This is a genomic window from Paenibacillus sp. 1182, assembly GCF_017833915.1.
Classification (GTDB): Bacteria; Bacillota; Bacilli; order Paenibacillales; family Paenibacillaceae; genus Paenibacillus; species Paenibacillus polymyxa_D.
On the sequence record NZ_JAFICR010000007.1, the window covers coordinates 77101 to 102020 of the forward strand.

At 46.4% G+C, this 24920-nt stretch carries 21 protein-coding genes; 3 read left to right on the forward strand and 18 right to left on the reverse strand.

Annotation, left to right across the window (positions count from 1 at the left end; translation table 11 throughout):
* Positions 1-134 precede the first annotated feature (134 nt).
* On the forward strand, positions 135-536 hold the full coding sequence (locus tag JOD82_RS15410; protein ID WP_029516379.1) for a secondary thiamine-phosphate synthase enzyme YjbQ: 402 nt from the start codon (positions 135-137) through the stop codon (positions 534-536).
* A gap of 173 nt (positions 537-709) precedes the next feature.
* On the opposite strand, the gene JOD82_RS15415 is transcribed toward JOD82_RS15410, so the two are convergent.
* From JOD82_RS15415 to JOD82_RS15425, 3 genes are all read right to left on the reverse strand, one after another.
* A complete protein-coding gene (locus tag JOD82_RS15415) occupies positions 710-1291 on the reverse strand; it encodes a TetR/AcrR family transcriptional regulator (RefSeq protein WP_069012425.1) in 582 nt (193 codons plus the stop codon).
* Between the two features lie 5 nt (positions 1292-1296).
* Positions 1297-1929, reverse strand: a complete 633-nt coding sequence (locus JOD82_RS15420) for a YigZ family protein (RefSeq protein ID WP_029516377.1) — start codon at positions 1927-1929, stop codon at positions 1297-1299.
* A gap of 148 nt (positions 1930-2077) precedes the next feature.
* The gene (locus tag JOD82_RS15425; RefSeq protein WP_013369975.1) at positions 2078-3433 is read right to left on the reverse strand and encodes a glucose-6-phosphate isomerase; all 1356 of its coding nucleotides are present in this window, start codon (positions 3431-3433) and stop codon (positions 2078-2080) included.
* Positions 3434-3683: 250 nt separating this feature from the next.
* Between JOD82_RS15425 and JOD82_RS15430 the strand changes: the two genes are divergently transcribed.
* The gene (locus tag JOD82_RS15430; protein WP_029516376.1) at positions 3684-4583 is read left to right on the forward strand and encodes an NAD(P)-dependent oxidoreductase; all 900 of its coding nucleotides are present in this window, start codon (positions 3684-3686) and stop codon (positions 4581-4583) included.
* A 108-nt stretch (positions 4584-4691) separates the two neighbouring features.
* On the opposite strand, the gene ppnP is transcribed toward JOD82_RS15430, so the two are convergent.
* From ppnP to JOD82_RS15450, 4 genes are all read right to left on the reverse strand, one after another.
* Positions 4692-5006, reverse strand: coding sequence for a pyrimidine/purine nucleoside phosphorylase (gene ppnP / locus JOD82_RS15435; protein WP_013309288.1), 315 nt, complete (start codon positions 5004-5006; stop codon positions 4692-4694).
* Positions 5007-5220: 214 nt separating this feature from the next.
* Positions 5221-7266, reverse strand: coding sequence for a transketolase (gene tkt, locus JOD82_RS15440; RefSeq protein ID WP_029516375.1), 2046 nt, complete (start codon positions 7264-7266; stop codon positions 5221-5223).
* A gap of 414 nt (positions 7267-7680) precedes the next feature.
* Positions 7681-8580: a formyltetrahydrofolate deformylase gene (gene purU / locus JOD82_RS15445; protein ID WP_023987631.1), complete on the reverse strand. Its 900-nt coding sequence runs from the start codon at positions 8578-8580 to the stop codon at positions 7681-7683.
* 22 nt (positions 8581-8602) lie between these two features.
* Complete coding sequence (locus tag JOD82_RS15450; protein ID WP_029516373.1) at positions 8603-9730, reverse strand: deoxyribonuclease IV; 1128 nt, start codon at positions 9728-9730, stop codon at positions 8603-8605.
* 417 nt (positions 9731-10147) lie between these two features.
* On the opposite strand from JOD82_RS15450, the gene JOD82_RS15455 reads away from it, so the two are divergent.
* Positions 10148-11062, forward strand: a complete 915-nt coding sequence (locus tag JOD82_RS15455; protein ID WP_069012189.1) for a TIGR01777 family oxidoreductase — start codon at positions 10148-10150, stop codon at positions 11060-11062.
* Between the two features lie 201 nt (positions 11063-11263).
* Here the strand turns inward: JOD82_RS15455 and JOD82_RS15460 are convergent, their stop codons facing one another.
* The 11 genes from JOD82_RS15460 to JOD82_RS15510 all read right to left on the reverse strand — a co-directional run bounded on the left by JOD82_RS15460 (position 11264) and on the right by JOD82_RS15510 (position 24782).
* Positions 11264-13066: a DUF6382 domain-containing protein gene (locus tag JOD82_RS15460; protein WP_069012190.1), complete on the reverse strand. Its 1803-nt coding sequence runs from the start codon at positions 13064-13066 to the stop codon at positions 11264-11266.
* Between the two features lie 63 nt (positions 13067-13129).
* The gene (locus tag JOD82_RS15465) at positions 13130-13642 is read right to left on the reverse strand and encodes an A24 family peptidase (protein WP_029516370.1); all 513 of its coding nucleotides are present in this window, start codon (positions 13640-13642) and stop codon (positions 13130-13132) included.
* An 86-nt stretch (positions 13643-13728) separates the two neighbouring features.
* Positions 13729-14724 (reverse strand): TadE/TadG family type IV pilus assembly protein, encoded by a 996-nt coding sequence (locus tag JOD82_RS15470; RefSeq protein WP_029516369.1) that lies wholly within the window; start codon positions 14722-14724, stop codon positions 13729-13731.
* Positions 14693-16909 (reverse strand): DUF5702 domain-containing protein, encoded by a 2217-nt coding sequence (locus JOD82_RS15475; protein ID WP_069012191.1) that lies wholly within the window; start codon positions 16907-16909, stop codon positions 14693-14695. The genes JOD82_RS15470 and JOD82_RS15475 overlap by 32 nt, the downstream gene beginning before the upstream one ends.
* Before the next feature lie 40 nt (positions 16910-16949).
* Positions 16950-17618, reverse strand: a complete 669-nt coding sequence (locus tag JOD82_RS15480) for a TadE family protein (RefSeq protein WP_069012192.1) — start codon at positions 17616-17618, stop codon at positions 16950-16952.
* Positions 17618-17809, reverse strand: coding sequence for a Flp1 family type IVb pilin (locus JOD82_RS15485; protein WP_013309278.1), 192 nt, complete (start codon positions 17807-17809; stop codon positions 17618-17620). The genes JOD82_RS15480 and JOD82_RS15485 overlap by 1 nt, the downstream gene beginning before the upstream one ends.
* A gap of 13 nt (positions 17810-17822) precedes the next feature.
* Entirely contained in the window at positions 17823-18707 is an 885-nt protein-coding gene (locus JOD82_RS15490; protein ID WP_081317600.1) for a type II secretion system F family protein, read from the reverse strand.
* Positions 18708-18713: 6 nt separating this feature from the next.
* Complete coding sequence (locus JOD82_RS15495; RefSeq protein WP_069012193.1) at positions 18714-19505, reverse strand: type II secretion system F family protein; 792 nt, start codon at positions 19503-19505, stop codon at positions 18714-18716.
* A complete protein-coding gene (locus tag JOD82_RS15500) occupies positions 19502-20749 on the reverse strand; it encodes a TadA family conjugal transfer-associated ATPase (RefSeq protein WP_069012194.1) in 1248 nt (415 codons plus the stop codon). Before JOD82_RS15500 ends, JOD82_RS15495 begins: the two co-directional genes overlap by 4 nt.
* Positions 20750-20764: 15 nt before the next feature.
* Positions 20765-21922 (reverse strand): P-loop NTPase family protein, encoded by a 1158-nt coding sequence (locus tag JOD82_RS15505; protein WP_069012195.1) that lies wholly within the window; start codon positions 21920-21922, stop codon positions 20765-20767.
* A gap of 532 nt (positions 21923-22454) precedes the next feature.
* Positions 22455-24782 carry a histidine kinase gene (locus JOD82_RS15510; RefSeq protein ID WP_069012209.1) on the reverse strand — a complete coding sequence of 776 codons (2328 nt, stop codon included), beginning with the start codon at positions 24780-24782 and terminating at the stop codon, positions 22455-22457.
* Positions 24783-24920 lie beyond the last annotated feature (138 nt).

Consider the following 24920-nt stretch of genomic DNA (forward strand, 5'->3'; position numbering starts at 1 on the left):
TTTAATTATTCCAATGCATATACTATGTTTTTTCTTATGTGATACTTTATCAAAGGAAAGTAATTTTCGTCAACTCTATATATTATATTAGGAATTAAAAGGGTAAAGTATTAGGAAGAAAGGAGATGGAGTTATTGTTGCATACTTTAGAATTATCCACTACACGGCGAGATGAAATTCGTGATATTACACGAGAGGTTGCTTCATTGATCGAAAAAAGCGGGGTGCAACAAGGAACCGCACTTGTTTATTGTCCACACACGACAGCCGGCATCGCCATTAATGAAAATGCAGACCCAGATGTCAAACATGATGTGATGTTAAGACTAGATGAAGTCTATCCGTGGGAGCATCCCCAATATCGCCATATGGAGGGAAATACAGCGTCCCACCTAAAATCCATCACGACAGGCCCCTCACAAACGATCATCATCCATGATGGAAAGCTGTTGCTCGGACGATGGCAGGGACTTTATTTTTGTGAATTCGACGGACCACGCAGACGTCAATACCATGTGAAAATCATGAAGGGCTGACGGAAACGGGTAAAAAAACAGACCATGATGTTTTCCTACTGGATGCATCATCGTCTGTTAAATTCTTAGTCGCTTTCGCAAAGTACCGTAATGATAAGTCACCGTCATGAAGTGCATACACCTAGAAAAGCGCCCTACATGTTCATGGGTGAAGCGTGTGAATGCAGGTACGCTCATAGGTGTCTGCACAGCAGCTTTACATGTGCTAAAGCAGCGGGCCTAATTTCTTCAAATGTTAAACCGTCCTGAATATAAAAGGATACAAAGCCATGCATGGATAAAAACAGGCTTTTCGGTACCCTTGAGCAATCTTCCTCCGAATGCCCCAGACCACTCAATTCTTGACGGATCATGGACGCAAATAGTTCCACACAACGGTTTTGCTCTGTGCGACAGTATGCAAATAGTTCTTCATCGTGCATCATAAACATAATTTCGTACTGATATGGATTTTCCAAACCAAAACGGATAAATTCCAGCATCAAGTACTCCAGCCTGCTCAAGCCATTATCAGGCGTACCTGTTGCTGCTTGCAGTAGAATCCCACGCAATGTATTAAAATCTTCAATCACAATAGCATAGAACAGTTCAGCCTTCTCTTTAAAATGATAATATAACGAACCATGACTGTACCCCAGATGCTGGCCAATGCTGCGCATTGAAATCGCACGGTAGCCCTTGGTAATAAACAAGTGCCTAGCCGCTTCCAGAATCCGCCCTCTTGACAACTCCTGTTCTACTGCTCTTCTAGCCATATTATTTATTCCCCTTCAATAAAGTAAAGCTGCTCTCCCTCCGACACAAGCGATTGCCCCTGCGTCAAGTCTGTTATCCAGTTGCTGAAGGATTCCGCATCACCAGCCAGCGGCAGACAGGTTAAGGTAACTTTATCCGTAAACATTGTTTCTCCAGTACGGATGCTGCGATTGCGTAATTCATTTTCCACTTTGCCCAACCAGGTATAATCCAATTCTACAAAAACTTCACGATGCAGCACACGTGTAATTGCATCCCCTGCCTCGATTGCTGCAACAGCACCATCTGAATACGCGCGAATCAGACCGCCTGCTCCCAACAAAATCCCACCAAAGTAACGGGTAACAACAATAGCGACATTTTTCAGCTTTTGGTTGCGGATCACCTCCAAAATAGGCTTTCCAGCCGTACCACTCGGTTCTCCGTCATCCGATTGCTTTTGGATTTCGTCTCTTTCCCCAATCATGTAAGCAGAACAATTATGGGTAGCGTTCCAATGCTCTTTTTTGATGCGCTCTATGAAAGCAACTGCTTCTTCCTCAGTTTGAACAGGCTGAATATGGCCGATAAAACGGGATTTTCGGATCACAATTTCCTTGTTGCCGGCACCGCGTACGGTTCGGTATTGTTCCAACATACACGTATAACCTTCCTTACTTCATTTTACAAGAAAGCAGTCCCCCGCTACTGGCAGCTGGTGAACTGCTTTCCTGTACTTTAATTGCTGCTATACACTATAACACTTCTGACCGAAATCCTGTTTCGCATCAGAGATTACAGCACTCTTATTCAGACAATCTCGCTTCAAGCTCAGCTTTTTCTTTTTCGAAGCCTGGTTTACCGAGCAGCGCAAACATGTTCTTCTTGTAAGCTTCTACGCCCGGTTGATCGAACGGATTTACACCCAACAGGTAGCCGCTGATGCCGCAAGCTTTTTCGAAGAAATAAGCAAGATAGCCGAAAGAGTAAGGGCTTAAGTCAGGAATATTTACAATCAAGTTCGGTACTTGTCCGTCTGTGTGAGCCAGCAATGTACCTTGGAATGCTTTTTTATTTACAAAATCCACAGTTTTGCCTGCCAGGAAATTCAGTCCGTCCAGATCATCCTCATCTGCTTCGATGGTGATGTGACTAGGTACATTTTCTACTTGGATTACCGTTTCGAAAATATTGCGGCTGCCTTCCTGAATGAATTGTCCCATGGAGTGCAGGTCTGTCGAGAAATCAACAGAAGCAGGATAAATGCCTTTGTAATCCTTGCCTTCGCTTTCTCCGTACAACTGTTTCCACCACTCGGATACAAAATGAAGAGACGGCTCATAGTTTACGAGAATTTCAATTGCTTTACCTTTGCGGTACAAAGCGTTACGAACGGCTGCATATTGATAAGCCTCGTTCTCAGCTACATTCGGGTTGCTGTATTCTTTGGAAGCGTCTGCCGCCCCCTGCATCATTTCTTCGATGTTAATGCCTGCAGTAGCAATCGGCAACAAGCCTACTGCTGTCAGCACAGAGTAACGACCACCCACATCATCAGGAATAATGAAAGATTCGTAGCCTTCTTCGTTAGCCAGTTTTTTCAAAGCGCCACGTTCTTTATCGGTCGTTGCATAAATACGTTTGCGCGCTTCTTCTTTACCGTATTTTTTCTCCAGAGCTGCACGGAATACGCGGAATGCGATAGCTGGCTCTGTTGTCGTACCTGATTTGGAAATGACGTTCACAGAGAAGTCTTTACCTTCAATCAGTTCCAACAGATGATTCACATATGTAGAGCTGATGTTGTTGCCTGCAAAATAGATAGCTGGGCCCTTGCGTTGATCTTTAGGCAGTGCATTGTAGAAAGAATGCGACAGCATTTCGATCGCAGCACGTGCTCCAAGGTAAGAACCGCCGATACCGATTACGATCAGTACTTCGGAATCGCTTTGAATTTTAGCAGCAGCCTTTTGGATGCGCGCAAACTCTTCTTTATCATAATTGGTAGGCAGGTCGATCCAACCTAAGAAATCGGAACCTACACCGGTTTGGTTGTGCAGTTGCTCATGAGCCAGCTTGATAGGCTCTGCAAAATAATCAATTTCGTGCTGACCTACAAAGGAGAGAGCTTTAGTGTAATCAAAAATAACTTTTTTAGACATGTTTGGAACCTCCTGTTTGGTATTACTAAGACCATGAATACGAACATAAGGACTTAGGAATAGGATACTTTAATTTGCTGGGCCTGACAAGCTTGCGTTACCTATGTATCCTGTGCTTGACAGCCCCTCCTGTAGATAGGGTAGCATGCCCATGCTACAATTAACTGAGATCAACCTGTTTCAATATTCAATTCAGGGCCGACTCGCATCTGCATCGGACGGCAACTTCCAACAAGAAAGGTGATTAGCAATGAAAAACATCGGATTTATCGGACTGGGCACCATGGGCGCCCCGATGGCATCCAATCTGCTAAAGCAGGGATTCGGAGTCACAGTTTATAATCGCACCGCTTCGCGCTGCGAGCCACTGGAAGAGCAAGGCGCACGTACAGCTTCAACCCCTCGTGAAGCAGCTGAAGGTCAGCACTTGGTCATTACCATGGTCAGTGATGATCATTCCATTCGTGACATCTATTACGGCGAAGACGGTGTGTTTGCCGGCCTTACGGCTGGCATGACCGTGATGGACAACAGCACGATTTCACCTGAGCTGGTCAAACAACTAGCCGCCGAAGCGGACAAGCTGGGCTGTTCCTTCATTGATGCTCCCGTAACAGGCAGTAAGCCTGCCGCTGTAGACGGCACACTCGTGTTCATGGTTGGTGGTAATGCAGAAGCCATTGCGGCACAATCAGATGTTTTTGATACCCTGGGCAAAAAGGTACTTCATATGGGACCTAATGGAAGCGGGGCCGTAGCCAAGCTCGCTCATAATACGATGGTCGGTATTCATAACCTCGCTCTGGCTGAAGGCTTTGCTATCGCGGCTAAATCCGGCATCCCGGCAGACAGCTTCCTTGAATTGGTACAACTCGGATCGGCAGGCAGCAAGGCCGCTGACCTGAAAGGGCGCAAAATCATTGAGCATGATTTTAGCAACCAGTTCTCACTTGCCTTGATGCTTAAGGACTTGAAGCTTGCTTCCTCACTAACAGACAGCCTGTCCATCCCCGCACCTATGTTATCCATTGCCAAAAGCCTATTTCAAGCCGGGCAAACGCAAGGCTACGGCGACGAGGACCTATCCGCTGTCGTGAAGACATACGAAGCATGGATTGGCCGCACCATTGGTGGTCAACCTCTCGAATAAGCTGTACCTTTCTGTGTAACTATACTGCTGTGCTTGTGTACATATGGCATAGCTTTAGGGTAAGCACACTTAGCTTGAAGGCTGAGTGTGCTTACCCGTTTTAGCTTACTATTCGGGATAAGAACAGCAATAATCAGTTACACTTCGTACTTCCAGCTTGAAGGAAGACTTTGCAGGTACGTGAAAGGTTGCTGTCCCTTGTATTTCCAGCCATTCCTCAGTACCTGGAAGTAACACTCTCAGATCCCCTGCCAAAATCTCCATAATCTCACGGGAATCCGTGCCGAACTCGTACGTTCCTGGCAGCATAATCCCCAGTGTAACCTTACTACCGTCACCCAGGATGACTGTACGGCTTGTAACCTGACCATCGTAATAAACGTTTGCTTTTTTAACTACGCTTACTCCATCAAACTGTGTCATTCGTTATCCCCTCATCTGCTCTCAATGGTTGAATGAATATTGGTGCATCATAACATAGATTTGATTCCAGCTTCAGTATGAAAATACACACTGTATCACGTATACAATACACTGGAATTCCAAAGTGATCTTTTCGCAAAACATCAACTGTATGAAACAAACAGCCGTAAGCCTTACTCAGGTTACGACTGTCTGTTTTAGATGCTCCAATGTTTTATTTCAACAAAGCTTTCACACGGCTAACAACATTCTCTACTGTAAAGCCGTATTCCTTAATCACGCGATCGCCAGGTGCGGATGCGCCGAATGTACTGATACCGAGAATGTCGCCTTGGTCGCCAACATATTTTTCCCAGCCCAGTGGATATGCCATTTCTACAGCCAAACGAGCTTTCACTTCTGGCAGCAGAACGGAATCTTTGTATGCTTTGTCTTGTTTTTCGAACAGATCCCAGCTTGGGAAGCTGATAACACGTACTTGAATACCTTGTTCTGCCAGTGCTTCCTGAGCTTTAACAGCCAATTGCACTTCGGAGCCTGTAGCTAGAATTTGAGCAACTGGTTTGCCATCTGTTGCATCTGCAACCACATAAGCACCGCGTTTGATACCTTCGCGTGCATGCTCAGCACTAGCAGCCAGGATTGGCAGGTTTTGACGAGTTAATACCAGAGCAACCGGGTTTTTCTTGTTTTCCAGCGTGTAAGCCCAAGCAGCAGAAGTTTCATTACCGTCCGCTGGACGAATTACTGTCAAGTTCGGGATAATACGCAGGGAAGCCAATTGCTCGATCGGCTCATGAGTCGGACCATCTTCACCTACAGCAATACTGTCGTGAGTCAGAACGTAGGTTACAGGCAATCCCATCAGAGCTGCCAGACGAACAGCTGGACGCAGATAGTCTGTAAATACGAAGAATGTACCGCCGAATACTTTTACACCTTGGTGCAACGCCATACCGTTCATCGCAGCAGCCATACCAAATTCGCGGATACCGAAATAGATGTTACGACCGGCGTAGTCTTCTGGCGTAAAGTTCGTCAGGTTGTTCAAATGTGTCATCGTGGAGCTCTCCAGATCGGCAGATCCGCCTGTTAGGAAAGGTACGTTTGGAGCTAATCCATTCAGAGCATTACCAGAAGCTACACGAGTCGAAACGGCTTTGTCTTCAGTCGTGTACTTCGGAAGGTCACGATCCCATCCTTCTGGGAGATCGCCGTTTACAGCTGTTTCGAACTGAGCTGCCAAATCAGGGTGAGCTGCTTTGTATTTGGCGAACTGTTCATCCCATGCTTTGTTCGCTGCGATACCGCGCTCTTTTACTTTAGCAAAATGCTCGCGAACCTCTTGTGGTACGTGGAAGTCCTCTTCGTATACCCATTTGTAGAATTCTTTAGTCAGCTTGGCTTCTTCTGATCCCAGCGGGGAACCATGAGTACCGCCGTGTCCGCCTTTACCTTGTTTGTTCGGGCTTCCGTAGCCGATGACAGTTTTCACTTCAATCAGCGTAGGACGTGTCGAGTCGCCTTGCGCTTCTTCAATGGCTTTTTGGATGGCTGGAAGGTCGTTACCATCTTCTACGCGCAGTACTTGCCAGTTGTAAGCTTCAAAGCGTTTGGCAACACTCTCGGAAGAGGACAGATTAAGCTTGCCGTCCAGTGTAATATCATTGGAATCAAACAATACAATCAGCTTGCCCAGTTGTAAGCGACCAGCCAGCGAGGCAGCCTCGTGGGAAATACCCTCCATCAGATCGCCATCGCCGCAGATTGCATACGTGAAGTGATCTACAACTTTAAATTCGTCCTTATTATATGTTGCGCCCAGTTGAGCTTCAGCCATTGCCATACCTACGGACATTGCGAGACCTTGTCCCAGAGGACCGGTTGTAGCATCTACACCAGCAGTGTGGCCAAACTCAGGGTGGCCCGGTGTAAGGCTACCCCATTGACGGAATTGTTTCAGTTCTTCCATAGGAAGATCATAGCCGCTCAGGTGCAGAAGGCTGTATAGCAACATGGAACCGTGTCCTGCAGACAATACAAAACGGTCACGGTTAACCCATGTAGGTTGATCGGGATTATGATTCATCGTTTTAGCAAAAAGTTGGTATCCCATTGGCGCGGAGCCCATCGGCATACCAGGATGTCCCGAGTTTGCTTTCTCGATGGCGTCAATTGCCAACGTACGAATAGTTGTGATGGACAAATTGTCGATCGTGGAGTTTTCATCCTTTTGAATCGCTTGGTTCTGGTCAGTCATGGTTAGCCTCCTCATATTGTAAAAAGTATGTCAATTGCATTCGGTCATACTCCCCAACATCACCGCCTGATACAAAAACGATATCTGTTGAAGTGAGTGAATCTGCTTGAATGTTTCAATATGACTTATACATTCTTAAGTATTGTACCATTTGCCGTGAAAGTTTGCCAGATCGTTTATAAAGATGATTGTGGGAAATGTAGTACCGTGTCCTCATATAAATATACCCGTAATGTATTAACCTCATTTAAAAAAATATAAAATCACAAAAATATTATGTACTGACCGGCTATAAGGCTAATAATTCACATGAGGATTTTGCAAAATCCTTATATAAAAAAACAAAGCCCGTTATGCGATGGGCTTTGTTTAACAAAAAATATAGATTCACAAATTTTTCCTAAAATTTTAAGATTAGTTAAAAACGACTGTTTTGTTCTCATGAACCAGAATACGATCCTCTGCATGCCACTTCACGGCTCTTGCCAAAACGACCCGCTCTATGGTGCGACCGATCCGTTTTAGCTCATTTACATCATCTCCGTGGCTTACACGCTGCACGTCCTGCTCAATGATCGGGCCGCCGTCCAATTCTTCAGTTACATAATGCGCAGTAGCACCAATAATTTTCACACCGCGATTATAGGCTTGGGCATATGGCTTCCCACCCACGAATGCAGGCAGAAAGGAATGATGGATATTGATAATTCGGTTGCGATAATGCTCAATAAACTTGGGAGATATAATCTGCATGTAACGGGCCAAAATGATAACGTCAATGTCTTCGCCAATAACCTCTAGTTGGCGACGCTCCGCCTCCGGCTTGGTATCGGCGGTTACCGGAATATGGTGATATGGGATACCAAACGATTCCACATACTCCTTCATATCCGGATGATTACTAACCACCAATGAAATATCCGCGTCCAGATCTCCTGCCTGCCATTGCCACAGCAGTTCTACCAAACAGTGATCTTCTTTGGAAACGAAAATAGCCAGTTTTTTCTTGCGGCTAACCGCAGAAATCGTCCACTCCATACGGAATTGCTCAGCAACAGCGGCAAAATCCTGCTCCAACTGTGGCTGGGTTGCACTCAAATTCGGCAGATCAAATTCAATCCGCATAAAAAACATACCGCCCGACGGGTCCATTGTATATTGGTCAGATTGAACGATATTGGCCCCATGCTCGTACAAAAAACGGGACACGGCCGCTACAATACCTGGTCCATCTGGACAAGATACAAGCATACGCGCGCGGTTTTCATGGGCTGATAGAGTGCTATTTGGCTGATGTTTTACGTGAATTTCCATGTGGCTATTAATCCCCCTTAGCTTATACCGTCACTGGCAAATGACTGCCGGCAAACCAGGCAATCAACCGTTGATTAATGTGTTCTTCGCTCAAATCTGGAAATAGTGCTGCTTCCGTTATCATGTCATACAGACGTTCCAACGGCTCACGTGGATCGGCTTTTCTTGCTTTGGCATCATTTTTCAGCAGAGCCCAGGTGTCCAGAACAAATTTGCGGACATCCACATCCTGTTTTTTGAAAAACGAATGCAATTGCTCTACCTGACCCAAAAACTCATCCCCAAAGCGCTCCTTTACATTTCCGCGAAGCAGGGCAATTTCAACCTCATACATCGGACGCTGAGTTTTGGCTTCCTTCCCAATCCATGGCGTCTCCAAAATAAACGGACGTCCTTGAAGTGCTTCATGATGCACCACATTATGAATAGTCTGATAGCCAATCCAGCCTGATCCGATCGGAGTATGGCGGTCTTTATGAGCGCCAACTGGATTTTTACTGTCATTAATGTGAACAACTGCAATGCGATTCAAGCCGACAATACGGTCGAACTGCTCCAATACACCGTCCAGATCATTTACGATATCATAACCCGCATCGTGAATGTGACAGGTGTCCATACAAACCGTAAGACGCTCGTTACGCTCTACTTTATCTATAATGGAGGCAATCTCCTCAAAGCTACGCCCCATTTCCGTTCCTTTGCCTGCCATCGTTTCAAGCGCGATGTTAACATCTGTCTCCTTCACGCCGTTCAGTACCTCGTTCAAACCATCGGCAATACGCCCGATTCCATATTCCGCATCCTTATCGGTAAAAGCGCCCGGATGCAGCACAATATTTTTCACACCTATCGCGTGTGTGCGCCGAATTTCCTCCTGAAGAAAGCTGACCGCAAGCTCATAGGTATTTTCTTTGTAAGAGCCAAGGTTGATGATATACGGGGCATGCACCACGATATCTTCCATTCCCTTCTCAGCCATTAACTGCTTGCCTTCCTCCAAATACATGGACTCCATCGGCTTACGACGCGTGTTTTGCGGTGCTCCCGTGTATATCATAAAGGAGCTGGACCCGTAAGTAGACGCTTCTTTTGTAGCGCTGAGCAGACCCTTGTCCGAGAAGGACACATGAGAACCAATTTTCAGCATGACCCTGATTCATCCCCTTATCCTGTTATGCTTGTCTTATTTTAATTTAATCATTTTAACGTGATTATTGAAATCAAACAACATAGCTTTTATGGCAACTTTCTTAAATCAGGATTTTGCAAAATTCGATTCCAGTCGCTCCAAAGTGCAATATACAGACGAACCAGACCATTTCGATCAATATATTCTTCATTGAAAGTCGCTTATTGGGCTTTTGCAAAATCCTCAAATAACTCTATTAAGGGAATACGTAGATAAAGTACACATCAGAATATATGTTAGTCAAACAGGGGTAAATAAAATCATGGATTGACACTTAACCGTATAAAGGACATTCATATGAAGTTTTTTTCTCTCGAAAAGGGTTATATTCTATAACGGATGTATTTTTTGTGAATTGGAAGGAGAGCTGGCTCCATGAACATCATCGTATGTGGAGGAACTGGATTGGTGGGGAGTGCACTGGTCAAAAGCCTGCTAGACGACGGATACACCGTGAAAGTCGTTACCCGCAAGCCACTGGTAGGACACGAAGCGAGCCCCCGCTTGCAATATATGAGCTGGAACGAATTAAAACAAAAGCCTGAAGTACTGGAAGGCACAGATGCGGTCGTTAATTTAGCAGGCGAAACGCTGAATCAGCGCTGGACGGATAAGTCCAAACAAAGAATTCTTCAATCTCGACTGCTATCTGTTGCCCGGTTGGCTCAAGCATTGAATGCTCTACAAAAAAAACCGAAAGTAATCATTCAGGCTTCTGCTGTTGCCGCCTATGGTACATCCCTGACCGAAACATTCGATGAAACGAGCCCGCGCTGTTCGGGAGATTTTCTGTCTCAGGTAGTTGAGCAATGGGAAGAAGCAGCCAATGCCTACCCTTCTGAAGCCCGTTTAATTAAGTTACGCATTAGCCTTGTGCTGGACAGAAAAAAAGGGGCATTCCCACTCATGAAGATGCCTTATAGCTTCGGATTCGGCGGCAAAATAGGTAGCGGCCATCAATGGATGAGCTGGATTCATATTGAAGATATCGTTCGTCTGATCACGTACTGCATCCATACGACGGAAATCGTCGGAGCAGTGAATGCTTCATCACCACAACCCTTGACGAACGACCAGTTTGGGAGGACAGTAGCTACGGTATATCACCGTCCGCACTGGTTTCCCGTCCCCAGCATTCTCGTTTCAAAGCTAGTTGGTGAGATGAGCACGCTAGTATTGGATGGTCAGAAGGTAATACCGCGCAAAGCGCTGGAGCACGGATTTAAGTTTCACTATCCTTCACTTAAGGACGCTCTTAAAGAACTCCATTCTTCCCAAAAACAGCATTGAATTGAAAAAGAGGAACTCTTGGCTGGTAGGTAGTGTCACTACCAGCTTAGGGTTCCTCTTTTTAGTCAGATACAATCTCTCAAGCAGACTACAAGTTATTAAGATGCCCCATTTTATTCCCATGAATAGTCCACTATTCATAAAGAAAGAAGCTCTGAATATAACAGGCCTCTTCTTGACATATATCCATATAACCTTCATTTATGATGCATTGGAGGATTTAAAAGAGTCCAACCGGTAAGTATAAGAAACTCCAGCGATTTTAAAAGTATCTCCATCCTTCATTGTGTACTCCTTATAAGGCACCATAGGCTCTCCATTCAGAACAGTTCCATTCGTCGAGGATAAATCCTTAACAATGTGGCTATGTTCTCCTGTAACTATGCAAAGCTCAATATGAGAACGGGAAGCTCCATCCGTATGCTCTACAAACTGAACCAGTTGCGGATCTCTCCCGATGATAAAACTGCCTGCAACGAATTGGTCTGGCTGCAACCGGATGCGCTCTGTCCCTCCACTACCTGGTGGCTTGCGATCCAGGCAAGCCATCGGTGATTGCTGCACTGGTGAAATCTGCATCTCTTGATCTGCACGAAGCAGCATCGTTTCCTGCTTAGATGCAGCATTTAGAAGCTCCGTTACCCCGGAGAGAGACTTATAATAAGCCTCGCTGGTATCACTGGCTTCCAATTCATTTCCCCGTTCCGCACCTTTCCACGATGGCTCGTGTAAGTCACAATTTGCTGAAGTTTTCTTACTATTTTCCGTAACTCGATTTCCCACGCTCTTAGATTCTGAGTTTGGAAAAGTCCATCTCCAGTTCTCCGGCCCTTGATCACTCGAATCGGAAGATTGCTTGTCTTGATGATGACGTCCCGCTACAAATCCGGTCAGCTTATCTACCTGATAACGATCATTTTTGCGCTGTGCTGGGGAAGAAGTAGTTCCTAACCATTCCGAATCCAATACAGGTACTGAATCGCTGTACATATGAGATGAAGTTCGATTGCGCTCCCATTTCCCCGTCCAGCTTATATAAGCAACAGCGGCAAGTACCAAGGTCAGCACCATGGAAATAATCAACGGTACCGTCTCTGGATGGTCCAGATAAATATAACGCCACACGATGGCCGAAGCGAGCAGACATCCGAGAGCAATGTAGGTTTTATATTTTTGCAATCCAGGCTCCACATCTTCTACTTCGTTTTCTGTTACATGCTCGGAATTCTCCTCTGGTTTCACGGACGGTTTGAGCCGATTGATCCGTTTAAGCTCCTGAATCTCCTGTAGAGTTTCCCGATGCTCTCGCGCGTATGTTCCGCCACGATCCGTATAGTTCCCCTGTGAGGTATGAGCAGATAGGATAGGATCGGCTGATGAAAAGGCTCGCTCTTCCATACTTTCTGCCTGCACGCTAGCACTCTCTGTACCAGCCTTCATTCCTTGCAACAGCAGTTCCTTTAGCAAACCCAATTCAAATTCATTTCTATCACACAGATCGAGTATGCGTTGTATATTTTCTCCCTGAAAGTGGGCCACACGAGTCATTAAACGAATAACCATCTGCTTAAATTGACTGCCTGTTTGCCCTGCATACTGTACACTGCGTAAAGGAACATAGGTTAAACTGGCGGTTTCCCTTGTACCTGAACCACTTAGAAAAATATAATCCTCGTGCAAAATAAACTGGCGAATATCTAACATATATTGCGGGCTGCGATGGAGGGCATCTGCCACTTCAAAAAGAATCCGGTAGAAATCAGAAGTCGACACGCCCCCACCTTTCCATAATTGGGAAAGCATGCGTTGCCCCGAAATGTCGTAATGTAACTCAATCTGAAAATCGACTTCCTTTATTCTAAGTTCCAGTAGACCGGGAATCCGATTACCAGTCATCATTCCAGTTTGTACGGAATTTAAATCATCGGTTTTGAGCCCGTCTTCCTTGTTTAGAATCATAAATGTCCCGCCGTTCCGGGCAAAATCCCTGCTTAAACCAAACAATTCATGACCTCCTTAACAATTTCCTATCTCCGTGAGGTAGCATGATCTCCCCCAGCGGACATGTCATGGCAAGAAGTAAAGATAAGCACTGATCGCCCCCGGAATGACTGCCGTCATAAAAGGAAACCTGAGGTGTGCTTCATTTCCACTGGTCAGTGCTTTTCCGCTGCGAAATAGAAAAAATCCTCCTAAATTAAAAGCTACGCGCTGCAGTCTCATGATGGTTTCCCTCTTCCATAGCAAAATCCCTATGCCAATAATACCTGCAAAAAAAATCGAATATAAAGCTGACTGCCATGCAAAAGCGGCACCTGTCCATGCTCCAATCAAGCCGAACAGCTTCACATCTCCTGCACCAACAGCTCCCATCCAGTACAAAATCAGCATGAACCCAAATCCGGTACCCAGTCCAGCAACAGCAAATAAAAAACCGTGCCACCCCCCAAATAGAGTATTGAATACCAAGCCTACCACTATGCCGGGTAATGTAAGCTTATTAGGGATTTTCATGCTACGTAAATCCGTAACTAACGCAATCGCGAGCAGAACTCCGCATACAATATACATCCACGTCAATGCGATCTTCCCCCTTTATAAAAATAGAACTAGCAGACTGCCAAATCATTTTCCATCGTAGCTATCCCTACAAGTCTATATCCATCCTATCCATCAGCTGGCTTTTCCACGGTAAACGGAACTTCTATACGTTGACCAACCTCTGTTTCAATTACAAAGCTCCATTGACCAGGTGTTGTGTTCGTTCCCACAAACCAGTTCCATTCTATAATCCCGTCCGCGTTGGCAGAGGTCCAGCCCAAGTGCTGAGCTGTGCTTTCACCCGACTTATAAAGCACAGAAAGGTTAGCAGTCGTCCCAGGCTCAACCTTGGCCTTGATTAAATTGTACACACCCTTCACAGCAGGTTCAGGCTTAACGAGCAACTGTATGGAATGCTCCGCATCCTTGTCCCCCGTCGCATTTCCTGTACCTGCCCCTTCCCCTGTGTCGCCAATCCAAAGACGTTCCTCAGCTGCCGCCTGAAGCACAATGCTGCGATACAGAAAAGGAACCTTCATCGGCAGTTCATACGACAGTTCTACTCTAAAATAAGGGTCCTTAGTTCCTGTAAGAGCAGGTACATGTACGCTCGTTATATGAATACGGTCATATTCCAGAATGCTTTCCTCCATAAAAGGCTTTAGCATCGGCTTCAAAACAGGATCGAGTGCAGCTTCCGTAAATCGCCCCCGCAGTTCCTCCATCGGCTTTTGACCGCCCTGAACAGCGCTTTCTACCCAATCACCAATTGGAGGTGGCAACTGGGCAGCGAATTGGCTTGCATATTCACTCACAGATAACTTGGGCAGTTCATCCAGCGGTTCACGCACTGCATCTATTTTTGCGGACGCCGCCTCCACGGCTAGAGAAACTGGGTAGATTTTAGCCGAAACCTGTTTAACCGCTTCTGAAGCGGTGGTCTGCAACGCTGTAGATACCAGTGTCATCTGAACCATATAAATGAGAAAAATAATAAAAAACAGAAACATTGGCAACACCAATGACGCTTCTAAAACAATACTTCCTTGTTCACATTGCTTTTGCCCACAAACTTTCCGTAAACACCGATTAATAGGAAAAATGCGCTGTTTTCGTGACATAGTACACACTTCCCTTAATACTCTCGCCTTCTTTTGAGGCGGTCCCGAGCATCTTCATTACCCCAGGTAGAAACCACAGCCTCATCCCATTCTTGACCTCACCCGTTGCATACGTTTGCCGCTCAGCAGGATTGACATCTGTATTCAGACGGATCAGAGCCAGCATACGGGACATTTTTCGTTCATTATTGCTATGGAGCATCAGGAACAATCGCAGATGATCCTTGTATGTCATTCGAAATTTCAGAAAATCAGACAATGGCACGTCCCCCTTTTGTGCCAGCATAATCATGTCTTCTATCGCTTTTTCTACTCCATATAACAAAGCTGCCGCCAAAACGACCAGCGGATTACCTTTTGAGCTGTTCTTAACCAATCCCTCCATTGTTCGAATGGCAAGTCTCATAGCAAAAATTTCTCCATAGGCGGATGCCAGATTACCCGTCGGATTATGGAACCCATACAAGATGTACTCAACTTCCTGATTATTCACCTCCAGCTGATCTCCCAAAATCTGTGCAGCATTTCCCACATTTCCACCCGATCCGGCCAAACTGCCAAAACGACTAAAATCCACATGATGGAAGTAAGAAAGCGCGTATTCATTCTGGTAAAACTCGTCTCCCAGTTGAGTCAGTAAATTGGATGCCGCACCGTATAGACCATCCATACTATCCATGGAAGATCCTGCTGCATCATAGGTGTCATAGGACAAATCAGCGGATACAGATGGACTGGATGTAGACTGGTTAAACGAAATACTTTCATTGTAATACTGCTCCAGATTTTGGAATTGTTCTGCACTTTGTTTACCCTTGGATAGAACCTCAATAATCCGATAGGCTTGTTTGAGTTTGTTTTTCGCCTCTTTTTCCATTTTCTTGCGTTCTTTGTCCGGGCCGCGTCGCGTATCCATCGTCCTGGCTTCACCGTCGAGCACATTGGCGGGTCCCGCCCAAGCATACGCATTTAAGTATTTATCTATCTCCTTAAGCGTAGAAGCGACTTCTTGCTTGAGCATGTCTGCATTCAAAAACGGATCTGTATAAAAGGATAACGTACGCATCATACTCGTTATTCTATTGTTAGCAGTATTTATAGAAGTCCGTTGCTTTTCAATTTCTGCTTCCCATTGCTCAAATTCCTTGTCTGGAATCAACAAATCCTCTGCTTTTTGCCGTGCGCTTCCTACCGAAGGATCTGCGTTGGAGCCTGTCCCGCTTGGAGTAGGGGCTGCTGAAACCTCATCGTAGCCTGCATTGGCCGCCCTCTGCTTATATTGGGCAATGACTTTGCGCATCTCTTCATTAATCTGTTGGGCCTCATTTAACGGTTCCTTGGCTTCCAGAAGCAACTTATCATGTTCTTCCCCAGCCTGAACCATGATCTGACGCAGGCGATCAAGCGCTGCCCTCGCTCTACGTGCATACTTTTCCATCTGCATGATTTTAACGTCGTCCACACTCTTCTTATTGTCTTCATATACATGTACGTAATGCTTATATTGAGCGGCAATATCGGCTACAACCTCAAGCGGGTCCCATATATACTGATTGGGCATATAGGTGCCCCTCTGTTTAATAATCCGCTTGCGAACCTCTTCCATATAAGCTCCTGCTTTACGCTGCTTCTCCAGCATGTCATCAAGTTTGGCCTCTCGTCTGTCGTATAGCTTTTGCAGCCGTTTCAGCAAATCTACCGTATGAGAAGCCTCTTTCATATTTTGAGAGAGCGGCTTCAGCTTTTCGAGCACTTCAAACGTAAAATCGACAGGTGCTTTATACTTCATCTCTTCACGGATCTGCTCGTTAAATACGGCATATTTACCAAGCTCCCTTTCCATTTGCAGGGAACTAGAATCCAGCTTCATATTCATAAGCGGTAGCGTTTCTGCGCGTGCCGTACGCCGCGCGCTATCATTCAGCACTTTGACCATAATTTGTTCTCCGCCGCCTTCGCCATAAGCAAACAAACCGTACTCCTGTTGTAATGTCGGATCATAAGCAGACATCACTGAACGAACCGCCGCATGGGTCAGCCGTTCGGTCTGCACATGCAGTGCAGCAATTCTCGCGTAATCAATAAATACAGCAATAAAACCGAACATGACCGCCAAAATCAGAATTAAAAAGACCGTGACAGCACCTGATTCCCCGTCCTTTGTATTGTGACCCTTACCAAACACCCGCTTCCTCCTTCCCAGTTACATTCCTATTCCTTACTTCTCACTGACCATTTTGACCATATTGCATCAATACTTTGCCTACAACTGCCGAATCTACCTTTTCACCTGATCCTCTGCCCATAAACTTCGCACCATAATAACGGACCAACTCCACCGTACGAATCCATTCCACAGGTTCGACCACGCCAGAGCTCATTTTCCCTTGCAAATCTGTCTGATCTAAAAACTGATTCAGCAAAGGTACCTTCACGATCTTATTTAACTTTGTGGTCACCTTACGGTGAATCATACTGTTCTCATATGTCATCTGCCCCTGCATGCCCGCAGGCATTTTATTTTCTGCATTGGACAGCTTTTGAGCAGGTAACGAGCCTCCCCCATTGCCGCCCGGCACCTGTACATTTTCCTGATTGTTGGCTCCGGTCCAGCCAAACAGGGCTCCCAGCATAACATCATCCTTCAAGCGCCAATAGAGAGAATCCCGTTGCCCTTGCGCAAATGCTCCTGTACGTGGGTCCTTGAAGCTGTTATCCCAGCTGTAAGCGGCTCTTTCTGAAGCAGTAGAAGCGACTTGCACCAATATAGATTTTTGATATATATATAGGCAAAAAAATAACATCACAAAAATGACCAGCAGTAGAATGGGAAAGACGAGGGAAGCTTCCAAGGAGAAGCTCCCGTCCTCTTTTTGTGCCAATTTGCACAGCATTATGAATCCATAAAATCGTTACTTTTTTTATCCGCCTTTTTCAAAAGCCCTTCTACAATTTTCTTGATCTGATCCTTGAAAATAATTGCCACCGCAATCAGAATGGCAATGATCAGGATCATTTCTAACGTACCCAGACCATCCTCATCCTTGTACAATTTACGAATACTGCCCGTTACTAATGTCATCATCGTTGTATTCCTCCTACATATTCATCATCATTAAAGCCGGAGCGCCCACCAGCACAATTACCGTTAGCAAAATCAGCGCCATCGGGAATACCAGCTTAGATGAAGCCTGCTCCCCTCTTGTGCGGCTAATTGAAGTCCGCTTGCCCCATAACGTCTGGGACAACTCACGTAAAGCCATCACGAAATCGCTCCCGCCGCGCCTCAAATTCAACAAAACTGTCGTCGTAAATACTGTCATTTCCTGAATACCACAACGTTTGCTCAGGTGCTCAAATGCCTGTTGAAAGGAAAAGCCGCTTTCCCATTCTGCCACCGTCTGCCTCAGTTCTCGATACAACGGATGTTCCGTATCCGCCCCTTTACGTTCCACGCAATGTAGCAATGCCCGTTGTACCGTCTCACCTGCACCTACTAAAAGCATCATTTTACTCAACAGTTCAGGCAGTTCCATTAAAATTTGCTGATCCCGCTTCTGTACTTTCCCGTGCAAATCCTTGATCAGCGCGATGGGTACCAGAAGACCAAGTCCCAATCCGAGCACCAGCCCGGTCGCATCCCCACCCAGCAAAAGCGATATTATAGCTCCACCAGCAGCCATCATATATCCGTAACCCAACATTTCTGCCAGAAAAAGCATCGTTTTTTCTCCGCTGTTACGCATACCATACAGCTTTTGCACCGAACGCTGGAGCTTGAACATTAGCAAAGGCAGTCTATGAGTAGCACGTGAAGCATGAATCATGTGTACAAATGGGACTGAAAGTCTTTGCAGCCGCAGTCCCTCCAACTTCATATGGCGAAAATGCGCATACTTAGCACCGTGCATCTGGTTCAGCACCACCCAACCTCCCACTTGCAGAACCAGCATGACCAGACAAATCAACATCACCACACCCATCTCTCCTTACACTTCAATCTTCATAATGTGGTTGATCCACACGAGACACCCACCAAGCACCAATAAACAAAAGGTTGATAAAATCATACCTGTACCGCTGTATAAGGGCATCATGTAATCACCCGCTGTCATGGTCATAAACAATACAAACAAAAAAGGCGCCGCAAACATAACCCTCGATTCAAAACGTTTCTGCGCAATCATTACACCGATCTCCTGCTGAATTTCCAGCTTCTCACCAATGACACTTGAAGCTCGTCTTACGACTTCCACCAGATCACCTCCGGTTCGTTTGCAAGCCGCAAATACGTCCGCAAAATTCGTAATATCTTCCATCTGCGCCCGACGGGCCAAATCCTGCAAAGCGGTTTCTACAGGCTGTCCGATTTCGAGACAGGCGGTAATAATGTTAAATTCAAAAATCAGGTCGTGATCTCCATCTGGACTAAGCAATCTCAAATCCTCTATTGCCTCACGAAAACCATTCTCCACCGACCTTCCCGCTGAAAGAGAAGACGAGAGCGAATATAAAGCCTGTTTGAATTGGATGCTTAGGGCAGACCTGCGTCTTTGCAGCAAAAATTGCCTAAAATAACGAGGCATCACCCCAGCCCCGGCAGCGCACAGCAACGATAATATCCATTGGTGATAAAATAGATAACCGATCATCGCGAACAACACGCCACTAAAGAATATGCACAGACTTTTTTGTACTGTCGATAATGTATACACCGTATAATCTGGCAGAGAAGGGGCCTCACGTGATACTTGCTTGGCCGCCGTTTTTCCTGACTTCACACTGATACGCCTCCCCTGTGCCAGTTTTCCGGATTGATCCCGGCCATTTGCAGCTTCAAAGTATGTTGCAGACCCTCGCCACAACGTTCCAGACCTCCTACGATTCGCCCCTTGCTTTCTCCTCGCTCCTGAAACCGATAAAGGGGGTTAAGCGTCACCTCACCCTTTTCAAAACCAATCACTTCGCTAATTTCCAGCACTCGTCTGGATTTGTCGCGCATCCGTGACAGATGAACAAATATATCAATAGCCGAGCTGATCTGCTGTCGTACTACTCCAAGCGGAAGCTCTGCCCCTCCCAGCACCATCGTTTCCAGCCGGCTGACCATATCGCGGATATTATTCGCATGCCCAGTTGACAAGCTCCCATCATGGCCAGTATTCATCGCTTGCAGCATATCCAATGCCTCACTTCCCCGGACCTCACCCACCACAATGCGGTTGGGCCGCATACGCAGGGAGGAACGAATCAGATCACGAATTGTGATTTCTCCCTTCCCCTCGGTGTTCGCGTTCCGTGTTTCCATGGAGACCAGATTAGGGACCGTCACAATTTGCAGCTCTGCTGAATCTTCAATGGTAATAATCCGTTCAGATGGCGGGATAAATTGGGATAATGCATTCAGAAAAGTTGTTTTACCAGAACCCGTTCCTCCGCTTATAAAAATGTTGTACTTGCTACGTACCAAGTCCTTGAGCATAGCAGCGGCTTCTGCATCCAGCGCACCCATTCGTATCAAGTCATCCATCGTCATAGGACGCTCGGGAAACTTCCGTATGGTCATCGTCGGACCCTTGAGAGCAACCGGAGGTAGCACAATATTTACGCGTGATCCATCCTTTAATCGGGCATCCACAATGGGGGAAGCCTCATTCACAATTCGATTCACCCCGGCTACAATCGTCTGGATTAAATCCTCCAGTCGCTCGCGGGATTCAAATTGATCGGGTATCTGCATCACCTCACCAGCCCGCTCCACAAAGATTTCCCGGTGACTGTTGATCATAATTTCCGTAACGGTCGGGTCGTCAATCAATGGCTGGAGTACGTCCAGCCCACGGAAAGAGTTAAAAATCTTGCGGACAAGTGCGTGCTTCTCACGGGAAGTTAAGCCCACCAGCTCTACATCGTGTAAAATTCGATTTTCAATATGCCGTACCAGATCTGCATCCTTTACCGAAGACGTTACGTCCAGCCCGTTTCGGATATCTGCTCGCAATGCCTTAAATCGTCCCTCATTCATGTTCATCAGCCCCTTTTAAGACCAAACGGTGGCCGGATGTGTTACACCGTCCACATTCAGCAGCTCGCGGCATAGATGACGAATTTCCCGCTGATAAATCGGTGAACTTAGCAACAGCTCACGGTGCTGCATCTGTTTCCATGAAGGTATATAGGGTAAGGCTCCGTTTAGCTCCATGAAGTCACGAGGTAACGAGTTGATCATAGTTCCCATATAGCGGTTCACCACAAAGCTGGTTTTGCATATCATGTCTTCAAGCCCTTCAGGCCGCGTGGTTTCTAAAACATCCAGCCATAATCCGCACTTGTGCATGCTCATTAAATCGTCTGCCAGCAGCCAAATCAGCTTATGACTAGCTTCAAGCACGGCTTGAGCCCGATCACCTTTTTCAGAATCGCCATCTACGATCACTACATCATACTGTCCACTTTCGGCAACTGTTCGAATCAGCTCTTTCGCTTCATCACAAGTCATGTCCGTCAGCTCCTTGCGATTATAGACAGGCTGAAAAGTATCCGCCTGAATTTCAGGGCGACGAACACAATAGGAAGCCATGGATAACGGAGTCTCCTCACTCCCTTCTGCCTTGAGATCATAGAGCAGCCTGGACAGCCCTTCTCCTTCTGCTCCGCTAGCACTGCCTGAACCAGTGAATAATGAGCTTGAATCCACCGTCTCCAGATTCAGATAGAATACCGAATATCCCTCATTCCCCAGCTGTTTGGACATATTGAGTGCGGCCGTTGTCTTGCCCAGTCCTCCGGAAGCTGCTACCATGCCGATAATCATCCCACCTTCCCGGCTGTTTACACTTTTCCGACCATTTGACTTCTGTCTCGCCGTTTCCAAAATAAAACCGACCAGTTCAGATAAAGGCTGATATTTTAATAAAGGCTGTCCATATTCCCTCACTTGTTCTCCCTCATGCAATACCAAACAAGGAATATCAGCAGCTTCCCTGTCTGTCCATAGATTCAAAAAGGCAGTTTCACCAACCACCACATCCGGTCTTTTCATTCCGCTGGTTTCCATCATGTATTGATGAAATGCCTCCGGTTGCGAAAAAGCCGTTATTCTCAGCCTTCTAGCATACTCGCTTCCGTGAACATAATTCAGCAGCGGCTCAATATAATCCCGACCTTCTACGGCTAATACCACTTTCACTGGAATCATAATGCTCATCCCTTCCCTAACACAACAACGCAAAAAAGCACCGTTCATCCATCCGTAAGTACATACGGTTGGTGAACGGTGCTTCCGTCACGTGCAATCTATTACTGGTAGAATAGCATAGCGCTTATATTAGAGCAAGTATTTTTTGTGCAAGTATCTTCCAAAATCCTCGTACTAAGAGAAGGCGGGCAGTCTAGCCCCGCCTCCTACCATCTTCATCTTAGTAGAATTTGTGGTGACGACGATGACAGTCATGATGGCGATGATGGCGATGATGACGTTTCCGGCAATGACATTTCATATCAAAATCTTCATGTTTCCGATGATCACGTTCAAATTTAGGTTTAAACTTAATGACAGTCACCTTAATGATCTTCTTAAAGACACGTTTTTTTGGCTTTGGAAAATGACAATGATGCTTACGATGTTTAAACATTTAAATTCGCCTCCATTTCTTTGAGATAGAATATACTATGGAAGCAGCGAACCATCGGTAACCAGCATATGACTATTTATGAATTTACTGGGCGAATTAATGATCTACCTCCAGCTTAATATCCGGATCATAATCCGCCACAATTAGAACATCCATATGACGTGCTTGACGAAGAATCCTCGGCACAACCGCAGACTTCCCCCAACAGCTACTTCGGGAAGACTGCCCCACGATGAGCTGCGTACCTGAATATCCTTCCACCGGAGCAATCAAAATGTCGGCAATCTCGCGTCGGCTGGAAACAAGCCGCATCTCAAAGGTTCCCCCCAGTCGGTGGGTCAACAACTTTAGTTGTTCCAGACGAGGGTTCAGTCTCTCGGGTATACACTCACCGACATGAACATACGTCACAATCCACACAGCCTTTAGCCGAAAGGCGATACGAAAACCACGGCGGATCAACCTTTCAGCATTTTCGCTTAGCGTCACGCCTACGAAGATCACTTCCTCCCTGCGCCACGGTCCCCGAAGTGATTCGTGTCGATCCCAGGATTCTAGCCGCTCATCTACGTCATCTGCCAATTCCCGCAAAGCAAGTTCACGCAACGCAATCAGATTGCCCAGTTTAAAAAAGTGGCTAAGTGCCTGTTCCACCTTCGCAGGATCGTATATTTTGCCCTCACGCATACGCTGCTGCAACGATTTGGGAGCCACATCAACAAGCTGCACTTCATCGGCCAGACGCATCATATGGTCGGGAACAGTCTCTCTCACTCGTATGCCAGTAATCTGTTCTACCGCATCATTTAAGCTCTCCAGATGCTGTACATTCATTGTGGATATCACAGAGATCCCTTGTTCCAAAATGGCGAGCACATCCTCATAGCGCTTGGATCTCAGACTTCCTGGGACGTTGGTATGAGCCAGCTCATCAATTAGCACCACCTCGGGATTGCGCCTGAGAATAGCTTCGGTGTCCATTTCTTCCAAGTGTGCGCCATGACGCTCAATGGACTGACGAGGGATCATCTCCAGAGAGCCTACCTGGGCCAATGTTTCTGCTCTTCCGTGCGTTTCCAGCAATCCGATAACCACATCAATCCCGCTCTCCAGCAGATCGTTTCCCTCTCTCAGCATCGTGTATGTTTTGCCGACCCCCGGAGCAGCGCCAATGTATACCTTGAGCTTGCCTCGCAGGATTTTGGCTGCCTCAGCCTGTGCTTCCTCAACGCTCAAACGATGATACGGGTCATTCTCTTCTACCTCCTGTCTCATCGTTGGTAAAATTCGCTCACCCTCCTGCTCGGCTCGGTCCGCAATCAGCAGTAGATCCATATTTTTCATTCGTTTTAAAATCCCGTTCACCAGCGATCCTTTCATCAGCTCCTGCCACGGAGTCTGCCGAGAATGTCCCATAACAATACGGGTAACATTGTGCGTCACCGCATAATGAATCAGTTGGCGAGGCAACCTTCTGCGGGAAAAAAGCGGGATTTCTTCAAATGTTGATCCTATCTTGTCGGCCAATTGCTCAATTGAGCGCTTAAAGGCTGCTGATTCCTTGGACAGCTTGCGCTTCGAGCTGACAAAGGAGACTACTAGCATATCTCCACCCAACCGCTTGGCGACCTGTTCCCCCCTGCGTACATAAATGGACCCATTCCAATGATATTGGACAGGTACTAAAATACGCTCTGCGGCTCCTGACGCCCCGTGCAAGCCCAACTCCTCCCGGTGCCGTTCCAGCGAATCATTCACATCCTCTGCTACCAATCGCAAGGCAAGCTCACGCAATTTACCCAGATTTCCCCGGTGAAACATCTCAGGATTGGGCGTATGCATGTAGCCTTTCGCCAGCCGTTCCAAAATCATCTCCGGGGTGGCATCAATCAGACGAATTTCATCCGCCAGCTCCAGTGTATCAACCGGAACCGTATATTCCGCTTCAAAGCCTGTCAACTGATATACCCACTCCGTAATTCCTTCGAGTTCATAAACATTGACCGTCGTAATGACGCTAATCCCCTGCTCCAGCAAATACCGAATATCCTCCAGCCGTGTTGGAAATGGGGCGTCTTTCCGGTTATGATGTGCCAAATGATCCACCAGTACCACCTCAGGATTTCGTGCCACCAAAGCTTCCACATCCAGATCCTTTTGCTCCTCACCATCTTTTATCCAATGAATACTAGGCACTCGCTCCAACGTGCCGACCTGTTCCACGGTCTCAGGCCGCTGCATGGTCGATACCGCACAAATCACAACATCGATACCTTCATGCTGCAGCGACCGTCCCTCATGCAGCATGTGATACGTTTTACCCGAGCCACTGACCGCACCCATGTATATTTTGAGTCTGCCTCGATGCAATTTGTTAATCGAATCCAGTATTTCCTCTGGTGATTTACGTTTGAAGCTCTCCACTTTCGTTCCTCCCCACAGCGTAGCCGCTCGTTCCGTCCATCTTATATGGTTGTAATGAATGTACTCCCGTGTCCCAATCAATTCAAGATGATCAATCAAGCTTGCCCCAAAAAAAGCCGCACAGGGTAGCATAAGCGC